The 16,822-nt window shown below is 65.6% G+C and carries 16 protein-coding genes; 8 read left to right on the top strand and 8 right to left on the bottom strand.

The genetic code is table 11. The features are described 5' to 3' along the window. The first annotated feature begins 218 nt into the window (after positions 1-218). From BWR19_14715 to BWR19_14705, 3 genes are all read left to right on the top strand, one after another. Positions 219-1,202, top strand: a complete 984-nt coding sequence (locus BWR19_14715) for a C4-dicarboxylate ABC transporter substrate-binding protein (GenBank protein ID APX94084.1) — start codon at positions 219-221, stop codon at positions 1,200-1,202. Positions 1,203-1,376: 174 nt separating this feature from the next. Then, positions 1,377-3,971, top strand: coding sequence for a C4-dicarboxylate ABC transporter (locus BWR19_14710; GenBank protein APX94083.1), 2,595 nt, complete (start codon positions 1,377-1,379; stop codon positions 3,969-3,971). 18 nt (positions 3,972-3,989) lie between these two features. Further along, positions 3,990-4,418 (top strand): universal stress protein UspA, encoded by a 429-nt coding sequence (locus tag BWR19_14705; protein APX94082.1) that lies wholly within the window; start codon positions 3,990-3,992, stop codon positions 4,416-4,418. Between the two features lie 69 nt (positions 4,419-4,487). Here BWR19_14705 and BWR19_14700 read toward each other — a convergent pair whose 3' ends face one another. The 4 genes from BWR19_14700 to BWR19_14685 all read right to left on the bottom strand — a co-directional run bounded on the left by BWR19_14700 (position 4,488) and on the right by BWR19_14685 (position 8,144). Then, positions 4,488-5,318 (bottom strand): thiosulfate oxidation carrier complex protein SoxZ, encoded by an 831-nt coding sequence (locus BWR19_14700; GenBank protein ID APX94081.1) that lies wholly within the window; start codon positions 5,316-5,318, stop codon positions 4,488-4,490. 34 nt (positions 5,319-5,352) lie between these two features. Then, complete coding sequence (locus BWR19_14695) at positions 5,353-6,411, bottom strand: hypothetical protein (protein ID APX94080.1); 1,059 nt, start codon at positions 6,409-6,411, stop codon at positions 5,353-5,355. 70 nt (positions 6,412-6,481) lie between these two features. Beyond that, on the bottom strand, positions 6,482-7,792 hold the full coding sequence (locus BWR19_14690; protein APX95048.1) for a cytochrome C: 1,311 nt from the start codon (positions 7,790-7,792) through the stop codon (positions 6,482-6,484). Between the two features lie 22 nt (positions 7,793-7,814). Beyond that, on the bottom strand, positions 7,815-8,144 hold the full coding sequence (locus BWR19_14685; GenBank protein ID APX94079.1) for a hypothetical protein: 330 nt from the start codon (positions 8,142-8,144) through the stop codon (positions 7,815-7,817). A gap of 319 nt (positions 8,145-8,463) precedes the next feature. Between BWR19_14685 and BWR19_14680 the strand changes: the two genes are divergently transcribed. From BWR19_14680 to BWR19_14670, 3 genes are all read left to right on the top strand, one after another. Continuing rightward, positions 8,464-9,273 carry a hypothetical protein gene (locus BWR19_14680; GenBank protein ID APX94078.1) on the top strand — a complete coding sequence of 270 codons (810 nt, stop codon included), beginning with the start codon at positions 8,464-8,466 and terminating at the stop codon, positions 9,271-9,273. Positions 9,274-9,372: 99 nt separating this feature from the next. After that, entirely contained in the window at positions 9,373-10,176 is an 804-nt protein-coding gene (locus BWR19_14675) for an MOSC domain-containing protein (GenBank protein APX94077.1), read from the top strand. A 29-nt stretch (positions 10,177-10,205) separates the two neighbouring features. Beyond that, positions 10,206-10,694: a hypothetical protein gene (locus BWR19_14670; GenBank protein APX94076.1), complete on the top strand. Its 489-nt coding sequence runs from the start codon at positions 10,206-10,208 to the stop codon at positions 10,692-10,694. A 10-nt stretch (positions 10,695-10,704) separates the two neighbouring features. Here the strand turns inward: BWR19_14670 and BWR19_14665 are convergent, their stop codons facing one another. Genes BWR19_14665 through BWR19_14655 form a run of 3 tightly spaced genes read right to left on the bottom strand, consistent with a single transcriptional unit; the run spans position 10,705 to position 12,969 of the window. Next, entirely contained in the window at positions 10,705-11,091 is a 387-nt protein-coding gene (locus BWR19_14665; protein ID APX94075.1) for a histidine kinase, read from the bottom strand. 46 nt (positions 11,092-11,137) lie between these two features. Continuing rightward, positions 11,138-11,488, bottom strand: coding sequence for a transcriptional regulator (locus tag BWR19_14660; GenBank protein ID APX94074.1), 351 nt, complete (start codon positions 11,486-11,488; stop codon positions 11,138-11,140). After that, positions 11,485-12,969, bottom strand: coding sequence for a hypothetical protein (locus tag BWR19_14655; GenBank protein ID APX95047.1), 1,485 nt, complete (start codon positions 12,967-12,969; stop codon positions 11,485-11,487). The genes BWR19_14660 and BWR19_14655 overlap by 4 nt, the downstream gene beginning before the upstream one ends. 157 nt (positions 12,970-13,126) lie before the next feature. Between BWR19_14655 and BWR19_14650 the strand changes: the two genes are divergently transcribed. Together BWR19_14650 and BWR19_14645 are read left to right on the top strand one after the other, a co-directional pair. After that, positions 13,127-13,648, top strand: coding sequence for an oxidoreductase (locus tag BWR19_14650; GenBank protein ID APX94073.1), 522 nt, complete (start codon positions 13,127-13,129; stop codon positions 13,646-13,648). 26 nt (positions 13,649-13,674) lie between these two features. Beyond that, entirely contained in the window at positions 13,675-15,855 is a 2,181-nt protein-coding gene (locus BWR19_14645; protein ID APX94072.1) for a hypothetical protein, read from the top strand. Here the strand turns inward: BWR19_14645 and BWR19_14640 are convergent. Further along, positions 15,850-16,755 carry a cation efflux family transporter gene (locus BWR19_14640; protein APX94071.1) on the bottom strand — a complete coding sequence of 302 codons (906 nt, stop codon included), beginning with the start codon at positions 16,753-16,755 and terminating at the stop codon, positions 15,850-15,852. The two genes, BWR19_14645 and BWR19_14640, sit on opposite strands and share 6 nt — an antisense overlap. Between the last annotated feature and the right edge of the window lie 67 nt (positions 16,756-16,822).

Genomic DNA, 16,822 nt, shown 5'->3' with positions numbered 1-16,822 from the left:
TGGTACCTGTTTTTTTTAGGAAATTTCGCTAAAGTAGCGAACTGTTAATGGCGGTATCTCTGACTGAATGGTTGTCCTGTGCGCAGTAGCGATTGGCGCTGCACCGTGCAGCAAGGCTATAACGATGTCAGGGCTACCGTGACGCAGGGTCATTGCCCCTGGAGCAAGCGCTCGGCAGGATCGCCGGTCGCGTCGTCAACAACATCAAGAGGTGTCTCATGAAACGCCATGCCTTCACTGCCGCCGCGTTTACCGGCGCGCTCCTCGGTGCTGCGGCCTTCGCCGCCCCCGCCGTGGCCAATGAGCAGTACATCACCATCGGTACCGGTGGCCAGACCGGCGTCTACTACGTCGTCGGCCAGTCGGTCTGCCGCATGGTCAACCGTGGTAGCGACGACCACAACATTCGCTGCAACGCGCCGTCCACCGGTGGTTCCGTCGCCAACGTCAACGGCATGAAGAGCGGTGAGCTGGACATGGGCGTGGTCCAGTCCGACGTTCAGTATCGTGCCTACCACGGCGAGGCCAACTTCGAGGAAGACGGCGCCTGGGAAGAGATGCGTGCGGTATTCACCATGCACGGCGAGCCGCTGACCGTGGTGGCGCGTGCCAACTCCGACATCGAAAGCTTCGACGACCTGCAGGGCAAGCGCGTCAACATCGGTAACCCGGGCTCTGGCCAGCGTAACACCATGGACGTGGTGATGAACGCCAAGGGCTGGACCACCGACGACTTCGCGCTGGCCTCCGAGCTGGACGCCGCCGAGCAGGCATCGGCCCTGTCCGACAACAACATCGACGCCATGGTCTACGTCGTCGGCCACCCCAACGGTTCGATCCAGGAAGCCACCACCACCATCGATGCGCGCATCGTGCCGGTGACCGGCGACGAGATCGACGGCCTGATCGACGATTATCCCTACTACACTCGCGCCACCATTCCCGGCGGGCTGTATCGCGGCAACGACGAGGACGTCGAGACCTTCGGCGTGGCGGCGACCTTCGTCACCACCGCTGACGTCGACGACGACGTGGTCTACGAGACCGTCAAGGCGGTGTTCGAGAACTTCGATCGCTTCAAGCGCCTGCACCCGGCCTTCGAGAACCTCAACGAAGAGGACATGATCTCCGACGGCCTGACCGCTCCGCTGCACGACGGTGCCAAGCGCTACTACGCCGAGCGTGGCTGGATCGAAGAGTGATCCCGGCGCTTCAGGAGTGAACTGACTCCACCTGACGATGCGCGGTCGCCCTGGCGGGAGGCCGCGCATCGTGGTTTTGGGCATGATGATCCGAGATTCGACTGAGCATGACGTCAAGCAAACACGAGTGGATGGGATGCATCCGCGTCACTCGGCCAAGGGCAGGGCAAGCGTATGAGTGCTGACAAGAAAGCGTCGACCAACGATGTCGACCTGGAGGAGATGGTAGCGGCCAGCGACTCCGGGGCACGCAAGCCGGTAGGCATGCCGGGCAAACTATTGGTCGGCATCGCGGCGACCTGGTCGCTGTTCCAGCTGTGGATCGCTTCGCCGCTACCCTACATATTTCGCACCGGGGTGTTCAACGCCACCGAGGCGCGCTCGATTCACCTGGCCTTTGCGCTGTTCCTGGCCTTCATGGCCTACCCGGCGCTGAAACGCTCGCCGCGTGATCGGATCCCGATTCAGGACTGGGTGTTCGCCGCGGTGGCGGCGTTCTGTGGCGCCTACATGTTCATGTTCTACGCCGAGCTGTCCCAGCGACCCGGTCGCCCGCAGCCCCAGGACGTCATCGTCGGCGTCGTCGGTATCATCATGCTGCTCGAGGCGGCCAGGCGAGCGCTAGGGCCGCCGCTGATGATCGTCGCCTCGGTCTTCATTCTCTATTCTCTGCTGGGCCCCTATATGCCCGGGCTGCTCGCCCACCGTGGGGTCAGCGTGGCGGGGCTGATCAACCACCAGTGGCTGACCACCCAGGGGGTGTTCGGCATTGCGCTGGGGGTCTCGACCAGCTTCGTATTCCTGTTCGTACTATTCGGCGCGCTGCTCGACAAGGCAGGCGCCGGCAACTATTTCATCAAGGTCGCCTTCTCGATGCTCGGCCACTACAAGGGTGGGCCGGCCAAGGCCGCCGTGGTGGCCTCCGGCATGACCGGGTTGATCTCCGGTTCATCGATTGCCAATACCGTGACCACCGGTACCTTCACTATCCCGATGATGAAGCGGGTGGGCTTCTCTGCCGAGAAAGCCGGTGCCGTCGAGGTCTCCTCGTCGGTCAACGGCCAGATCATGCCGCCGGTAATGGGCGCGGCCGCCTTCCTGATGGTCGAGTACGTCGGGATTCCCTATGTGGAGGTGATCAAGCACGCCTTCCTGCCGGCGGTGATCTCCTATATCGCGCTGATCTACATCGTCCATCTCGAGGCCCTCAAAGCCGACATGACCGGCCTGCCGTCGAGCAACCCGGCGCGCCCGCTGATCAACAAGGTGCTCGGCTTCCTGACTGGCCTGATCCTGCTGATGGCGCTGTCATTTGCGGTCTACTACGGGCTCGGCTGGCTCAAGCCGGTGCTCGGCGATGCCACGCCGTGGGTGGTGGCGGTGGCGCTGACGGTGATTTATATCGGCCTGCTCAAGGTGGGATCCAACTATCCCGAACTGGAGCTCGATGACCCCAACTCAAAGGTGGTCAAGCTGCCGCGCACCAAGCCGACGGTGATGGTCGGCCTGCACTTCATCCTGCCGGTCATCGTGCTGGTGTGGTGCCTGATGGTCGAGCGCCTGTCTCCGGGGCTGTCGGCGTTCTGGGCCACGGTGTTCATGATCTTCATCATGATTACCCAGCGACCGATCACCGCCATTTTCCGCGGTCGCGGTCGACTGGCCGCCGATATCAAGGAGGGCTTCCTCGACCTGTGGGACGGTCTGGTGGCCGGCGCCCGCAACATGATCGGCATCGGCATCGCCACCGCGGCGGCGGGCATCATCGTCGGTGCGGTGTCGCAGACCGGGGTCGGCCTGGTGCTGGCCGATGTGGTCGAGATCCTGTCGATGGGCAACCTGATGCTGATCCTGCTGCTCACCGCGGTGCTCAGCCTGATCCTCGGCATGGGCCTGCCGACGACCGCCAACTACATCGTGGTCTCGGCGCTGCTGGCGCCGGTGATCGTGATGCTGGGCCAGCAGAACGGTCTGATCGTACCGCTGATTGCGGTGCACCTGTTCGTGTTCTATTTCGGCATCATGGCCGACGTCACGCCACCGGTGGGCCTGGCCTCGTTCGCCGCGGCGGCGGTGTCCGGCGGTGACCCGATCCGCACTGGCTTCCAGGCCTTCTACTATAGCCTGCGCACCGCGGCGTTGCCGTTCCTGTTCATCTTCAATACCGACCTGCTGCTGATCGACGTCAGCTTTATGCAGGGCATCGTGATATTCATTATCTCGACCATCGCGATGCTGATCTTCGCCGCTGGCACCCAGGGCTTCATGATCGTGCGCAACCGCTGGTACGAAAACCTTATCCTGCTGCTGGTGGCGTTCACGCTGTTCCGTCCCGGTTACTGGATGGATCAGATACACGACCCCTACGAGTCGATTCCGCCGGCGCAGCTCGAGCAGGCGCTGGACGACATCGAGGATGGCAGCAATATTCGCGTGCAGATCGCTGGCGAAGACGCCTTCGGCGATCCCATGACCACCTATCTGCTGGTGCCGGTACCGCGCGGTGACAGCGGCGCCGAGCGCCTCCAGAACCTGGGGCTCGAGCTCTACGTCGACGGCGACCAGGCGATCGTCGACTTCGTCGAGTTCGGCAGCCTGGCCGCTGACGTCGGCTTCGATTTCGATCAAGAGGTGCTCGAGATCCTGGCACCGGTGGATCGCTGGGCCAAGGAGTGGATGTGGATCCCCGGGTTCCTGCTGTTCGGGTTGGTGGTGGTGCTGCAGCGCCGCCGTCGTGAGCCAACGTCGGCGCAGACGGCGTCCGCCTAACGCCCAAGGAGAGCTGCCATGTATCAGAAGTTACTGCTGCCCATCGACCTCAACGAGGAGGCCTCCTGGCAGAAGGCGCTGCCCACGGCGCTGACGCTATGCCGGACCTTCGGCGCCTCGCTGCAGATCGTCACGGTGATGCCCGACTATCGCATGCCGCTGGTGGGGTCCTACTTTCCCAAGGACTTTGCCAAGAAGGCGCGCGAGGCGCTGAACGAGGCCCAACAGGCGTTCGTAGACGAGCACGTGCCGGGTGACGTCAGCGTCAAGCATGCGGTAATCGACGGCTCGCCGTGGGAGGCGATCATCAAGGCGGCCAAGAAGATCGACGCCGACCTGATCGTGATGGCCTCCCACAACAAGCGTAAGTTCGCCGACTACGTGCTCGGCCCCAACGCCGAGCACGTGGTGCATCACTCGAAGATGTCGGTGATGATCGTGCGCTAGCCTACAAGCTATTGCGCTCGGCCATACACCAGGCAGCGCTGCGCGCTGTCATCGCGACTGACGTTGCTCCTACGAGACGTTGAGCTCGCGGGTCTCGCGGGCGCTGTCGCCGGTGTCGTCGTGCCACTCGAAGGCCGCCTCGGCGCTGGCCTGCGGCGCCAGGTGGAAGCGCAGATAGGGGTTGGCCGACACCGACTGGTGCAGCTCCGCCTCGAAGGCCGTGTCGCCGTCGACGCTGACCGTGAAGCGCTCGATGATGTGACGCGGCAGGGTCTCGCCGTCGTCGCCCTCGCGCAGGCCCGTCTCCATGGGGTGGGTGATCAGGGTGCGGATCTCCCCGGGCTGGCCGGCGCTGAAGCTGTCGGGCACGCTGACCCGCGGGTTGCTGAGCGACTCCGGGACGTCGTCGCCGCGCATCAGGCAGCCGCTGACGGTGATCCTCACCTCGCGGGCGGTGGCCCACACCTTGCCTTCGGCGCTGCGCGCCACCGCCACTACCTCCTGGGTCTCGTTGAGGCGCACCCGGGTCGAGACCTCGGGCTTGCCGGCCAGCGGGGTGAGGTGGAACACCGCGATCTCGGGATTGGGATTGCCGCTGGCGAACAGATAGATACGCTCCACGTAGTCACCCTCGTCGAGGGATGCCTCGACGCCCACGGTCAGCGCGACCGCCGAGCCGTCCTCGGAGACGTGGGGTAGATCCAGGCTCAGGCCGCTGCTCTCGGGGGTGGCGTCGCCGATCACCTGCTGAGCTGCGTCGAGCCGCTGCCAGGCGTCGCTGGCAAGGGCGGTCGGCGAAAACAGCAGTCCCGGGGCCGCGCCGAGCAGGCCCAGGCCGAGCAGGCCGCCGTGCAGCAGGCGGCGGCGGGAAAGCGTCAGTTGGCGTGCGCGGTGGGGCATTGGGGTCTCCAGGCTGAAACAGGAAAGGTCACTATCATACCTTGGACAGCGCCAGCGGGCCGCGGATTCCCAGCCCGGCACCGGCGGCAATACCCGCCAGGGCCACGAAGCTGGTCAGCGCCAGGGTCGAGAATCCCGACAGCCCCTGGCCGATGGAGCAGCCCAGGGCCAGCACGCCGCCGATGCCCATCAAGGTACCGCCGCCCATGCTGCGCAGGATGCGGGTGTGGTCGGGAAAGCCCTGCCAGGCAAATCCGCGGCTCGCCAGCGAGGTGAGCAGCGAGCCAGCCAGCACACCGCCGACCACCGTGACGCCGAAGCCGAGGCGCGTACCGGTGGAGAGCATCAGGTACTGCAGGCTCTCGCCGATCGGCGCGATAAAGGTCAGGCTGGCCAGCCGCACCGGCTCGAAATCGTCGAAACCGAGCACCCCCGTAGCGTACCAGCCGCCGGGAATCAGCGCGCCGATCACCAGCCCGCCCAGCCAGTCGCGGGGCGAGGCGCGAAACGCTGCGCTGGAGAGTGCCCAGGCCAGCAGTGCCCCGCCCAGCAGCAGGCTGGGCAGCCAGCGGGCCATGCCTGCGCCCAGGCCGCCCTGCATCAGCCAGCCGGGCAGGTCGCGGGCCGGCAGCGTCAGCGTCGTCATTCCCTCGAGCCACACCCGCAGCGGGGCGAGCACGCCGGACAGCGTCATATAGGCGGCGATCCCCAGGCATACCAGCACCACGAAGCTGCGCAGGTTGCCGCTGCCGAGCAGCACCAGCGAGCGTGCGCCGCAGCCGTTGGCCATTACCATGCCGTAGCCGAACAGCATGCCGCCCAGCGGCACCAGTAGCCACGACAGGCTGGCAGTGCGGTAAAGGGCATCGTTCAGCGACAGCGCGGTCGTGCTCACCAGCAGCTGGCTGCCGAGCAGGGCCACCGCCATGGCCACGGCGAAGGCGCGCAGCTTGCGAGCGTCGCGCTGAGCGTGCTCCGCTGCCCAGGCGTTGGCCAGGCCGCGCATCAGGCAGAAACCGCTGAGCCTGCCGGCGGCACCGAACAGCAGGCCGAGCAGCAGGCCCGACCAGGCCACCATGGCGGTGTGGGTCATTGCGCGTCTCCATGACAATCGAAAAGGCCACCCGAAGGTGGCCTCATTCTAGCCCGATTCGTGCTGCAGTTCAGGCCTCGGTGCCCCAGGTGTCCTGGCAGATGGCGTTGTACCAGCCGACGGCGTACTCGGCTTCCATCTGGCGGATCTCCGGGCTGGCATCGCTGGGACTGAGCCCGCCGGAGCCTTCGACCTCGGCGATGGCACCATCCATGACGCGGTAGACACCGGCCACCGAGATGCCGTACTCGGGGCCGATCAGGCTGTAGCAGGTATTGCTCCAGTAGGGCTCCGGCGCACTGTCGCCGCGCAGGGCAGCAACGATCGCGGCCGCCGCCACCTTGGCTTGGGCATTGGCACAGAACCCCGACTTGGGCATTGGCGCTGCCACCGTGGCATCGCCGACCACGAAGATATCGGCGACCCGCTGGGATTCAAAGGTCTCCGGCTTGACCGGCACCCAGCCGCTGTCGTCGGTGACGCCGGCACGCTCGGCGATCCAGCCGGCCTTCTGCGGCGGCACCACGTTGAGCACGTCGGCACGGTGCACGGTGCCGAACTCGGTCTCGACTTCGCGGTTCTCGGCGTCGACGCGGGTCACGCGGCCGTCGCCGGAGAGTCCCACCCACTCGATGCTGTCGCCGTAGAGCTGCTGCCAGCCGCTGGTGAACAGCCCCTGCTTGGAGAAGTTGTCCTTGGCGTCGAGGATCAGCACCTTGGAGCTGGGCTTATGCTGTGACAGGTAGTGCGCCACCATGCTGGCCCGCTCGTAGGGCCCGGGTGGGCAGCGGAAGGGGTTCTCCGGGGCCACTAGTACGAAGGTGCCGCCGTCGTCCATGCCCTCGATCTGACGCTTGAGCAGCTCGGTCTGCGGGCCGGCTTTCCAGGCGTGGGGAACGAGCTCGGCGGCGGCCTCGTCGTAGCCCTCCAGCGCGTTCCAGCGGATGTCGATGCCGGGTGACAGCACCAGCTTGTCGTAGTGCAGGGTATCGCCGTTGGCCAGGCTCACGCTGTGGCCATCCGGATCGATGTCCTCTGCCAGGGTGTGTATCACCTCGACCCCATAGCGGTCGCGTAATTCATCGTAGCCGTGGGCGATCTTGCTCATCTCGCGCAGGCCGCCGAGAAACAGGTTGCTGAACGGGCAGGTGTAAAAGGTTTGTGCCGGCTCGACCAGCGTCACGCTGAGGTTGGGGTTGGCGCGCTTGAGGTACTTGGCCGCAGTAGCGCCGCCGAAGCCGCCGCCAATCACCACGACGCGGCCGTCGCTGCCGCTGGCGAAGGCTGGAGCCAGACCGCCGATCAACGGCAGGCTGGAGGCGGCCCCCAGGCCCTTGAGTACCTGGCGCCGCGAGACACCCTGGCGGGGTTTGAGTGGCATGTTGTCAACGTTCATGGGTGCCTCACTCCTGTTCGACGTTGGCGAAGTGTTCGGCCAGGCGGGTCAGCTCATCGTCGCTGAAGCCCTTGGCGATGCGATTCATGATGGTGGTGTCGGCCACCTCATCGCGCTTGAAGGCCAGCAGTCGCTCCTCCAGGTAGTCGGCATCGCGGCCGGCCAGGGGCGGCACGCTGCCGGCGCGGGCGCCATCGGTACCGTGGCAGTTGGCACAGCCACCGGCCATGACCTCAAGTTGCAGGTCATAGCCGTCGGCCAGCGCTGAGTGGGAGGCGCCGAGCAGCAGGCAGGCACCGAGTGCCGCCATCGCCGCTCGGGGTAGGCGTACGTTCATCGTCGGATCCCTCACAAGACGTCGTTATCGTTATCCCCTCGGGCGAGCGAGGGCAGTCGCGCTAACAGCATAGCGCCAAGCGCCGGCAGGAGGCCAAGCGCTATGGGTAATGATTATATGAACTTTATTTTTTATAGCCATTGGCGAGCCGCCGGGCGTCGCGTTGAATGCTCGACACCTGCACATTGGCGAGCGCTGAACTATAGTGAAGGCGTAGGAGAAAAGGCATCTAGCCTTGTGTTGGCCACCCGCGACCGAGGCCACGTCAGGCCCGATCCCGGTGTGCCGGATCACTGCTTGCGGGATAAGGGGTAACGCCATGAATGCTGCTGAAACAAACAAACACAAGCAGTCGGATGCCACGGTCAAGATCACCATCAACCCGGTGGGCATGGATCGACCGCGTGCCTGGTTGGTCGCGGGTTTCAAGGACTTTCGTGAGGCCACGGCGGTGAGCCTGGCCTACGGCATGTTCTGGGTGGGGCTGAGCATCGCGGTCACGGCTGGGGCTTTCACGCTGGGGTTCTGGCACTGGCTGCTGCCGCTGGTGGCCGGCTTCATGTTCCTGGGACCGCTGGTGGCAGTAGGGTCATACGGCATCAGTCGGCGCCTCGAGGAGGGGCGGGCACCGACCCTGGGTGACGCCTTCGGCGCCTGGCGCCCGCATGCCGGGCAGCTGGCGATGATGGGCGTGATGATGATGATCTTCTTCCTCGCCTGGATTCGTCTGGCCACGCTGCTGTTCGCGCTGTTCTTCGGCTTCGAGACGCCCAGCCCGGACACGCTCTATACGGCGCTGATCACCACGCCGGAAGGCTTCGGCATGCTGGCAGTGGGCACCGCCGCCGGGGCCATCCTGGCCTTTGGGGCCTTCTCCATCAGCGTGGTGGCGATTCCCACCCTGATGGACCAGGACCTGACGTTCATGGAGGGCATCGAGGCCAGCGTGCGTTCGGTGGCGCGTAACTTCCGGCCGATGCTGCTGTGGGCGGCCATGCTGACCGGCTGCGTGCTGATTGGCGTGATGACCTTCTACATCGGCCTGGCGCTGATCCTGCCGGTACTGGGCCACGCCAGCTGGCATGCCTACGAAGATCTGGTACGTATCGAGACGCTGCCCAAGAGCTGACGGCGTGGCGAAGTGACGGCCGATACGACTATGCTGGGGGCGACTATCGCCCCCAGTGTCGTTATTGGGGACGGCAACGCTTGATACAAGGATGACTGCATGGCCGAATCGTCGCTGCGTCTCGCGGGTCTGTTTCGATACCCGATCAAGTCCACCGCCGGCGAGGCACTGAGCGCCGCCTGGGCCGGTGAGGAGGGGCTGGACGGGGATCGCCGCTACATGGTGGTGCGCCCCGACGGTGTCTTCGTCACCGCGCGCAGCCACCCGCAGCTGCAGCGTGTTTCGACCACGCTGTTCGATGACGGCATCGTGCTGCACCATGCGGCGCTGGACGACTTCACCCTGCATCACGTCAACCATATCGGCGAGCCGCTGGCCACCCAGGTGTGGGGCGACCGTTTCTCCGGCTTGACCACTACCGCCGAGGCGGACGCCTGGCTGAGTGAGGCCCTGGGCGAGCCGGTGCGACTGCTATGGCTCGGCGATCGCTCACCGCGCTATCGCCAGGCGCTGGGCAAGCGGGTCAGCTTCGCCGACGGCTATCCGCTGATGTTGATCGGCCAGGCCTCGCTGGATGACCTCAACACGCGCCTCGCCACGCCGCAGCGGATGGCGCAGTTTCGGCCCAACCTGGTGGTCAGCGGCAGCCTGCCCTATGCCGAAGACGACTGGCACCTGCTGCGTATCGGCGAGGTCGAGCTGCTGGTCGACAAGCCCTGCTCGCGCTGTGCGATGGTCACGGTGGACCCGTCGAGCGGTGAGTTCCTGCCCGGGCGGGAGCCGCTGCGCACCCTGGCCGAGTATCGACGCGGAGCGGACGGGCTGATCTACTTTGGCCAGAATTTGATCGTCGCCCGCGGCGGCACCCTGACGGTGGGCGCGGCGCTGGAGGTGGTGTCATGAGGCACGCAATGATAGGTCATACTCTTGGCATGCTGCTGCTGGCAGCGCCCGTGGCGGGGCTGGCCCAGGGAGAGGCGCCCCCCACCCGGGGTAGCCATCCCATCGACCACAAGACCGACAGCTGCATGGAAGAGGGCGAATGGCACACTCCGGCGATGCTGGCCTGCGCGTCGGATGCCTACGACGACTGGCAGACCGAGGTGGAGCGCCTGGTGTCGCGCCTCTCGGGGCGGCTCGGCAGCGAGGCGCGCGAGGCGTTGGCGTTAGCTCAGCAGCAGTGGGAGCTGAGTCGGGATGCCGACTTTGCCTTCGTTGCGGCCTACTATGCTGACCTGCAGTACGCCGAGGAGGGCTATGTCGACGACGAGACGCGTGCCGCGGCTGGCGATACGCCCTGGCCGCTGGCCGAGCAGCTGCGCCGCAACGCCGTGCTCGAGGATCGCGCCTACCAGCTGCAGCGTTACCTGGATGGCCTGGAAGAGCTGCCCGGGCGGGCGGGTGCCGGCCTGACCCAGTAGGCCAGTGCCGTCAGTCGATCATGTCCAGCACGGTGCCGATGATATCGTCCATGGTCAGCAGGCCGACCAGCTCGTTGTCGCGCAGCACCAGCACGCGCTTGACGCGGTTGTCGGTCATCAGCGAAGCGACGTGCTTGACGTCGAGACTCTCACCCACCGATATCACCGGCTTGACACAGACGTCATAGACGTTGACCAGATCGATATCGCCGCTCTCGGCGACGATGGTCTTGAGAATATTGGTGTAGGTGATCAGCCCCCAGGCGTCGTGGGGCGTCTGCTGCTCGACCACTAGTGACTTGAGTGAATGGCGCTTCATCAGCGCCAACGCCTCGCGCAGGGTGGCGAAGGCCGAGACCTTCACCACATCGCGCACCATGATGTCCTTGACCAGCATAGGCATGTGTTCCTGTGACGCCGCCGGGTGGCGGATGGATGAATGGCTAGAGCGTATCGCGCAGGTGCTGCTCGAAGCGCTCCAGCTGCGAGACGTCGAGGCCGCCGAGGTGCTCGATGGGCATGGTGAAGACGACCCCGCGGGAGCTCTCGCCGTCGGGGTTGAGCACCTTCTGCAGGGCCTTGAGCACGCTCAGCGACAAGCCCTTCTCGAGCACCATCAGCAGCACCGTCTGGCTGCCCTCGAAGGTCAGGCCGAAGAAGGTCTTCTTGGGTTCGCCGCCAAGCCCGCGACCGGACAGCAGGGTGACCCCGCCGCCACCGGTGCGGTTGGCCTCATCGAGGCACTCCTGCTCCAGCTCCTCGGGCACGATGGCCACCAGTGCGGAAAACTTCATGATCGGACGCTCCTCCATTTGACCAGGCGTTCCATGATGATGGCATAGATCATCACCGTGACGATGGGGAATATCGAGGCGAAGGCGATCAGGCCGAAGCCGTCAATGAGCACGTCGCGGCCCTCGATTTGGGTGGCGAGGCCGATGCCCAGCGCGGTGACCAGCGGCACCGTGACCTCCGAGGTGGTCACACCGCCAAGATCGAAGGCCAACGCCACGATATAGCGTGGCGACAGCGCGGTAAGCACGATCACCAGGCTGTAGCCGGCAATGATGTAGTGGTGGATCGAGTCGCCGGTGATGATGCGGTGAACACCGATGGTGATCCCGATCGCCACGCCCAGCGCTACCAGCAGCCGGATCGCGCGGCCGTCGATCTTGCCGGCGGCGGCCTCTTCGGCCTGCTGGCCCACGGCGATCAGCGCCGGCTCGGCCATGGTGGTGGCAAAGCCGATGGCGAAGGCGAACAGATAGACCCACAGCCAGCTGTCGAACTGAATCAGCTGCTCGGCCATGCTGCGGCCGATCGGGAACAGCCCCAGCTTGAGCCCCACCACGAAGGCGTAGAGACCAATGATCACCAGCGCGAAGCCCGCGGCGACCCGTAGCCGATTGGAGAGGGCGCGCCGCAGTACCGCATACTGAAAGAACAGGATCACCAGCAGGATCGGCAGTACGTCACGCAGCATGCTGAACAGGTCGAGCGCCATCTGCAGCAGCGGATTGGCCGCGTCGAGGGCATCGTCACCGTTCATCACCAGTTCGGCATCACCCGCGGGACTGGCCTGGCCGTAGACGATGATGCCGTACAGCTGAACGCTGATCATTGGCACCATCACCGCCAGACCTACCAGGCCGAAGCCGTCGATCAGCGGGTTGCGGCCGCGAATCGAGGTGGCCAGGCCAATCCCCAGCGCGGCGATGAGTGGTACGGTGACGATATTGGTGGTCACCCCACCGGAGTCGTAGGCGAGCCCGACGATCTCCTCCGGGGCGAAGAAGGTCACCGCCACCACCGTCAGGTAGCCGATGATCATGTACCAGTGCAGCGGATGGCCGAGAATCACCCGCAGGATCCCCATGGCCATCACCAGGCCTACCGAGGCGGCGACGATCAGGCGCAGGGTCAGGGCATCGATGCGCCCGTCGCTGATCTCGGCGGCCTGGTCGGCGACGGCGATCAGCGCCGGCTCGGCGATCACTGCCGAGAAGCCAATGGCGAAGCCGAAGCTGATCAGGATCGGCAGCGACCCGCGGCGCGCAAACTGGTTGGCGAGGCTCTTGCCGACCGGGAAGATGCCCAGTTCCAGGCCGCGCAGGAACAGCGCCACGCCGAGTGCCACGATCAGCAGGCCAACCGCCATGCCCAGGCCGCCGTCCGGCCATTGGCGCAGTACCAGCGCCTGGAACACCACCACCACCACGATGATCGGCAGCAGGTTGTTCACGGCGTGCAAGAAGGTGTGGGCAAAATCCTTCAACTGCTCGGGCAAGAGACCTCTCCTGTGGTCCGGGTATCGTCCAGGGTGCCGGCAAGGTATGCCAAGGGTAAGATTCTACACTAGGGAATATGGCAAAATAGTGCGACGGATCAAGAAGCAGCATTATCATAACAACGTGTTTACGTAAGGGGCTGCCATGCGCATTCGCCACCGTTTGTCATCCTTCGCCTGCCGGCTGCCGCTGGCCGTGTTGCTGAGCGTCTTGCCGCTGGCCGCTTGGGCGCTGCCCGCCCCGGAAGGTGACGTCATCCTCACGGTGTCGGGCAATATTGCCCATACCAACGTCGGCGATGAAGCGCACTTCGATGCCGCGATGTTGGAGGCCCTTCCGGGCAGGGTGATCGAGACCCATACCCCCTGGACCGATGGTCCGAGCGCTTTCGAGGGGCCGCTGGCGCGCGCGCTGCTGGAGGCCGTAGGGACTGACAGCGAGTCGGTGCGGGTGAGGGCGCTGAACGACTTCGCCGCCGATATCCCGGTCGACAACTTTTACGACTACGATGTGATCCTGGCGCTGACCCGCAACGGTGAAGCGATGCCGATTCGTGATTACGGGCCGATCTTCGTGCTCTATCCGTTCGATGACCATCCCGAGCTGCACAACGAGACGATCCGTTTCCGTTCCGTATGGCAGGTGGTTCATATTCATGCCGAGTGATCGCCCGCTGACATGAGGGGCCTGCGATGCTGCGCTATCCCGGCCGCCTGAAGCTCGGCGCTATTGCCGCGCTGCTGTTTTTCATTGCGGCCATCACGGTCGCGGGGCTGGTGCTGTGGCGCCAGGACAGCCTGGCCCAGAGCGTGGGCGGTGATGCGGCCTGGTCGGCCTACAAGTTGGATCGCGAGGCGATTCAGCTGCGTTCGCAGCTGGCCAGGCCGGCCGACCAGGGCACCCTGAGTGATCTACGCCTGCGCTTCGAGCTGATGTACAGCCGCGTCAACCTGCTGCGCCGCGGTGAGCTCGCCGAACTGCTCGACAGCATTCCGCGGGCCTCCTCGCTGATGGCATCGATCGGCGATCAGGTCGACGCCATCGACGAGCGCCTCTACCGCGAGGATTTTTCGCTTGAGCAGGATGGACGGGACGCGCTGGATGCGCGGCTCGATACGCTGAGCCGCTATAGTGAAGAGCTGATCGTGGCCATCAACGCCCACCTCGCCGATACCACGACGCACGAGCGCGAACAGCTGCAGGGCCTCTACCGGCTGCTGTTGGGGTTGATCATGGCGATGAGCGCCGCAGCGGCACTGGTGGTGGTGTTCCTGTTTCGAGAAGCACGCGAAAGCGCTGCGGCGCGGCGTGCCACCGAAGCGCTGAGCGGGGAGCTCGAGATTACCGCGCGGCGCGCTGAGGCGGCTAGCCAGGCCAAGAGCGAATTTCTGGCCACGGTCAGCCATGAGATTCGCACCCCCCTCAACGGCGTGATCGGCATGAGCGAGCTGCTGCGCGAACGGCCGCTGGATGCCACCTCGCGGCATTACGCCGCCACCATTCACGAAAGCGGCGGGCTGCTGCTGGGTTTGATCAACGACATCCTCGACTTCTCCAAGATCGAGGCCGGTCGCCTGGAGCTGGAACATACCGACTACGACCTGCGCGAGCTGATGGCGCAAGCGGTAGCGCTGTTTGCCCCGCGCGCCAGCGCCAAGTCGCTGACCCTGCGCAGCGAGTGCGACCCGCGGCTGCCAGCGCGGCTGAGTGGCGACCCGGGCCGGGTCAATCAGATCATCCTCAACCTACTCTCCAACGCCATCAAGTTCTCCACCCGCGGCGAGGTGGTGCTGGCCGCGCAGCGTGGCGAGGACGAGGGCCTCGAGATCAGCGTCAGTGACCAGGGCTGCGGTATCGATGAGGGCCAGCGAGACCTGCTGTTCGAGCCCTTTCGCCAGGGCGACCCTTCCACGGCACGACGCTTCGGCGGTAGCGGCCTGGGGCTGGCGATCTGCAAGCAGCTGGCCAGCGCGATGGACGGCGAGATCGACTTTACCAGCGCGCCGGGGCAGGGCAGCCGTTTCTGGCTGCGGCTGCCGCTGCAGCCGGCGATGGCGGCTGACACGGTGGTGCCGGCGAGTCGGCCGCACGTTGCCACGGCGGTGAATTTCGGCGCCTCGCTGCTGCTGGTCGAGGACAACCCGATCAACCAGCAGGTGGCAGTGGCCATGCTCGAGCGGTTGGGCTGCCGGGTCACGGTGGCCGCCAGCGGCAGCGAGGCCCTGGCGTGCTGCGAGGCGCAGCGCTTCGCGCTGATCTTCATGGACGTGCAGATGCCCGATCTGGACGGTCTGGCGGTCACCCGTGCGCTGCGCCAGCGCGACGGCTGGACCCGGCAGGTCCCCATCGTGGCCATGACCGCCGGGGCGCTGGACGGCGACCAGGCGCGCTGCCGTGAGGCCGGCATGGATGGCTACCTGGCCAAGCCGCTGTTTCGCGAGACGCTGCTGGCGATGCTCGAGCGCCACCTGCCCGATGCCCCGCACCCCGCGCCGGCGGCGTCCCCCGACACGCCTGACGAGGCGTCGACATGGCTCGATGGCGCCGCCCTGGAAGAGCTCGAGGCCAGCCTGGCGCTGGCCGATCGCCAGGCACTGCTGGCGTTGTTTCAGTCCAATATGCCGGCACGCCTCGACCAGTTGGAGGCCGCTCGCGCGGCCGACGACTTGGCACGCACCGCGCAGCTGGCGCATCTGATCAAGGGCGAGGCCGGGAGCCTGGGGCTGGGGCGGCTGGCAGCGGCGGCGCAGCGCCTCGAGCAGGCCGCTGCGCAGCAGGCGCCGTGCCAGGCCGCACTCGAGGCGCTGCGTGACTGTCTAGCACCGTCGCTGGCGGCGCTGGCGCGGCGCTGGCCGGCTAGCGAGACCTCATAGCCAGCGCCGCTCGGCGGTGAACGACAGCGTGAACCAGCGCTGCTCGCCGGGAATGCTCAGCCGCGAGGCGATCTCCTCGCGAATCTCATCGAGGTGAGCCACGCCGGCGTCGCGGGCAAACGCCGGCGTGGTCAGCAGGTGGATCTCGATGGTATGCACTCGGCCGCTCTTGGCCACGTGGCTCGAATACTCCAGCAGCCCGTCACGCTGCATGACCGGCGCCATGGCCGCATGCACCTCGGCGTCCAGCGCCGGCGGGGCGACCATCATGATCTCGCCCATGGCGCGGCGCACGATACCGATCGGTACCGGCATGAAGCAAAGCGTCAATACCGCCAGCAGCGCCGAATCGACGTAGGGTGTCCACCTCGCCAGGGCGGTGTCCTGCATCAGCAGTGCGGCGATGAAGGCCACCAGCAGGGCGCTGGTGATCAGCGCCGCCATCAGCCAGCCCTGGGTGTCGATGCGCACGAACTCCGAGCGCGCGCGGCGGTTAAGGCGCCGTTCATAGAAGAACATGCCGTAGCAGGCCGCGCAGACGATGACCGCATAGCCGATCGCCACATCGAAGGCCAGTTCGCGGCCGCCCTCCATCAACCCGCTGACGGCGTTGAGAAAGGCGTAGAAGCATAGCAGCAGTAGGATCGAGCCGTTGAGTGCCGCGACCATCGGTTCGAAGTGCCAGTAGCCGAGCTGGAAGCGCTGGCTGGACTCCTTCATTACCAGCCGCGAGACGAACAGCGCCAGCAGCGACATGGCGGCATCGATGGTCGAAAAGACCCCGTCGAAGAGAATCGAGCGCGACCCCGAGAGCAGCCCGAAGGCCACCCCCAGGCTCGCCACCAGCAGGGTCATGGCGGTGGAAATTTTCAGCGCACGCTGTTCAAGATAGGCGTTCATGGTGTCACCCGTGGATATGAGGCTGGCGACGCGGCATCAAAAAATCCACCGCCCAGACACGTACTGT

This window comes from Halomonas sp. 1513 (assembly GCA_001971685.1).
Lineage (GTDB): Bacteria > Pseudomonadota > Gammaproteobacteria > Pseudomonadales > Halomonadaceae > Franzmannia.
This window is presented reverse-complemented; position numbering and strand designations above follow the sequence as displayed.

What these genes read in the sequence shown, in the direction of transcription:
- BWR19_14685 (APX94079.1), bottom strand. Translation starts at nt 8,144, where the DNA reads ATGAACGTACGCCTACCCCGAGCGGCGATGGCGGCACTCGGTGCCTGC.
- BWR19_14715 (APX94084.1), top strand. Translation starts at nt 219, where the DNA reads ATGAAACGCCATGCCTTCACTGCCGCCGCGTTTACCGGCGCGCTCCTC.
- BWR19_14690 (APX95048.1), bottom strand. Translation starts at nt 7,792, where the DNA reads ATGCCACTCAAACCCCGCCAGGGTGTCTCGCGGCGCCAGGTACTCAAG.
- BWR19_14705 (APX94082.1), top strand. Translation starts at nt 3,990, where the DNA reads ATGTATCAGAAGTTACTGCTGCCCATCGACCTCAACGAGGAGGCCTCC.
- BWR19_14710 (APX94083.1), top strand. Translation starts at nt 1,377, where the DNA reads ATGAGTGCTGACAAGAAAGCGTCGACCAACGATGTCGACCTGGAGGAG.
- BWR19_14645 (APX94072.1), top strand. Translation starts at nt 13,675, where the DNA reads ATGCTGCGCTATCCCGGCCGCCTGAAGCTCGGCGCTATTGCCGCGCTG.
- BWR19_14670 (APX94076.1), top strand. Translation starts at nt 10,206, where the DNA reads ATGCTGCTGCTGGCAGCGCCCGTGGCGGGGCTGGCCCAGGGAGAGGCG.
- BWR19_14700 (APX94081.1), bottom strand. Translation starts at nt 5,318, where the DNA reads ATGCCCCACCGCGCACGCCAACTGACGCTTTCCCGCCGCCGCCTGCTG.
- BWR19_14680 (APX94078.1), top strand. Translation starts at nt 8,464, where the DNA reads ATGAATGCTGCTGAAACAAACAAACACAAGCAGTCGGATGCCACGGTC.
- BWR19_14665 (APX94075.1), bottom strand. Translation starts at nt 11,091, where the DNA reads ATGCTGGTCAAGGACATCATGGTGCGCGATGTGGTGAAGGTCTCGGCC.
- BWR19_14695 (APX94080.1), bottom strand. Translation starts at nt 6,411, where the DNA reads ATGACCCACACCGCCATGGTGGCCTGGTCGGGCCTGCTGCTCGGCCTG.
- BWR19_14675 (APX94077.1), top strand. Translation starts at nt 9,373, where the DNA reads ATGGCCGAATCGTCGCTGCGTCTCGCGGGTCTGTTTCGATACCCGATC.
- BWR19_14660 (APX94074.1), bottom strand. Translation starts at nt 11,488, where the DNA reads ATGAAGTTTTCCGCACTGGTGGCCATCGTGCCCGAGGAGCTGGAGCAG.
- BWR19_14640 (APX94071.1), bottom strand. Translation starts at nt 16,755, where the DNA reads ATGAACGCCTATCTTGAACAGCGTGCGCTGAAAATTTCCACCGCCATG.
- BWR19_14650 (APX94073.1), top strand. Translation starts at nt 13,127, where the DNA reads ATGCGCATTCGCCACCGTTTGTCATCCTTCGCCTGCCGGCTGCCGCTG.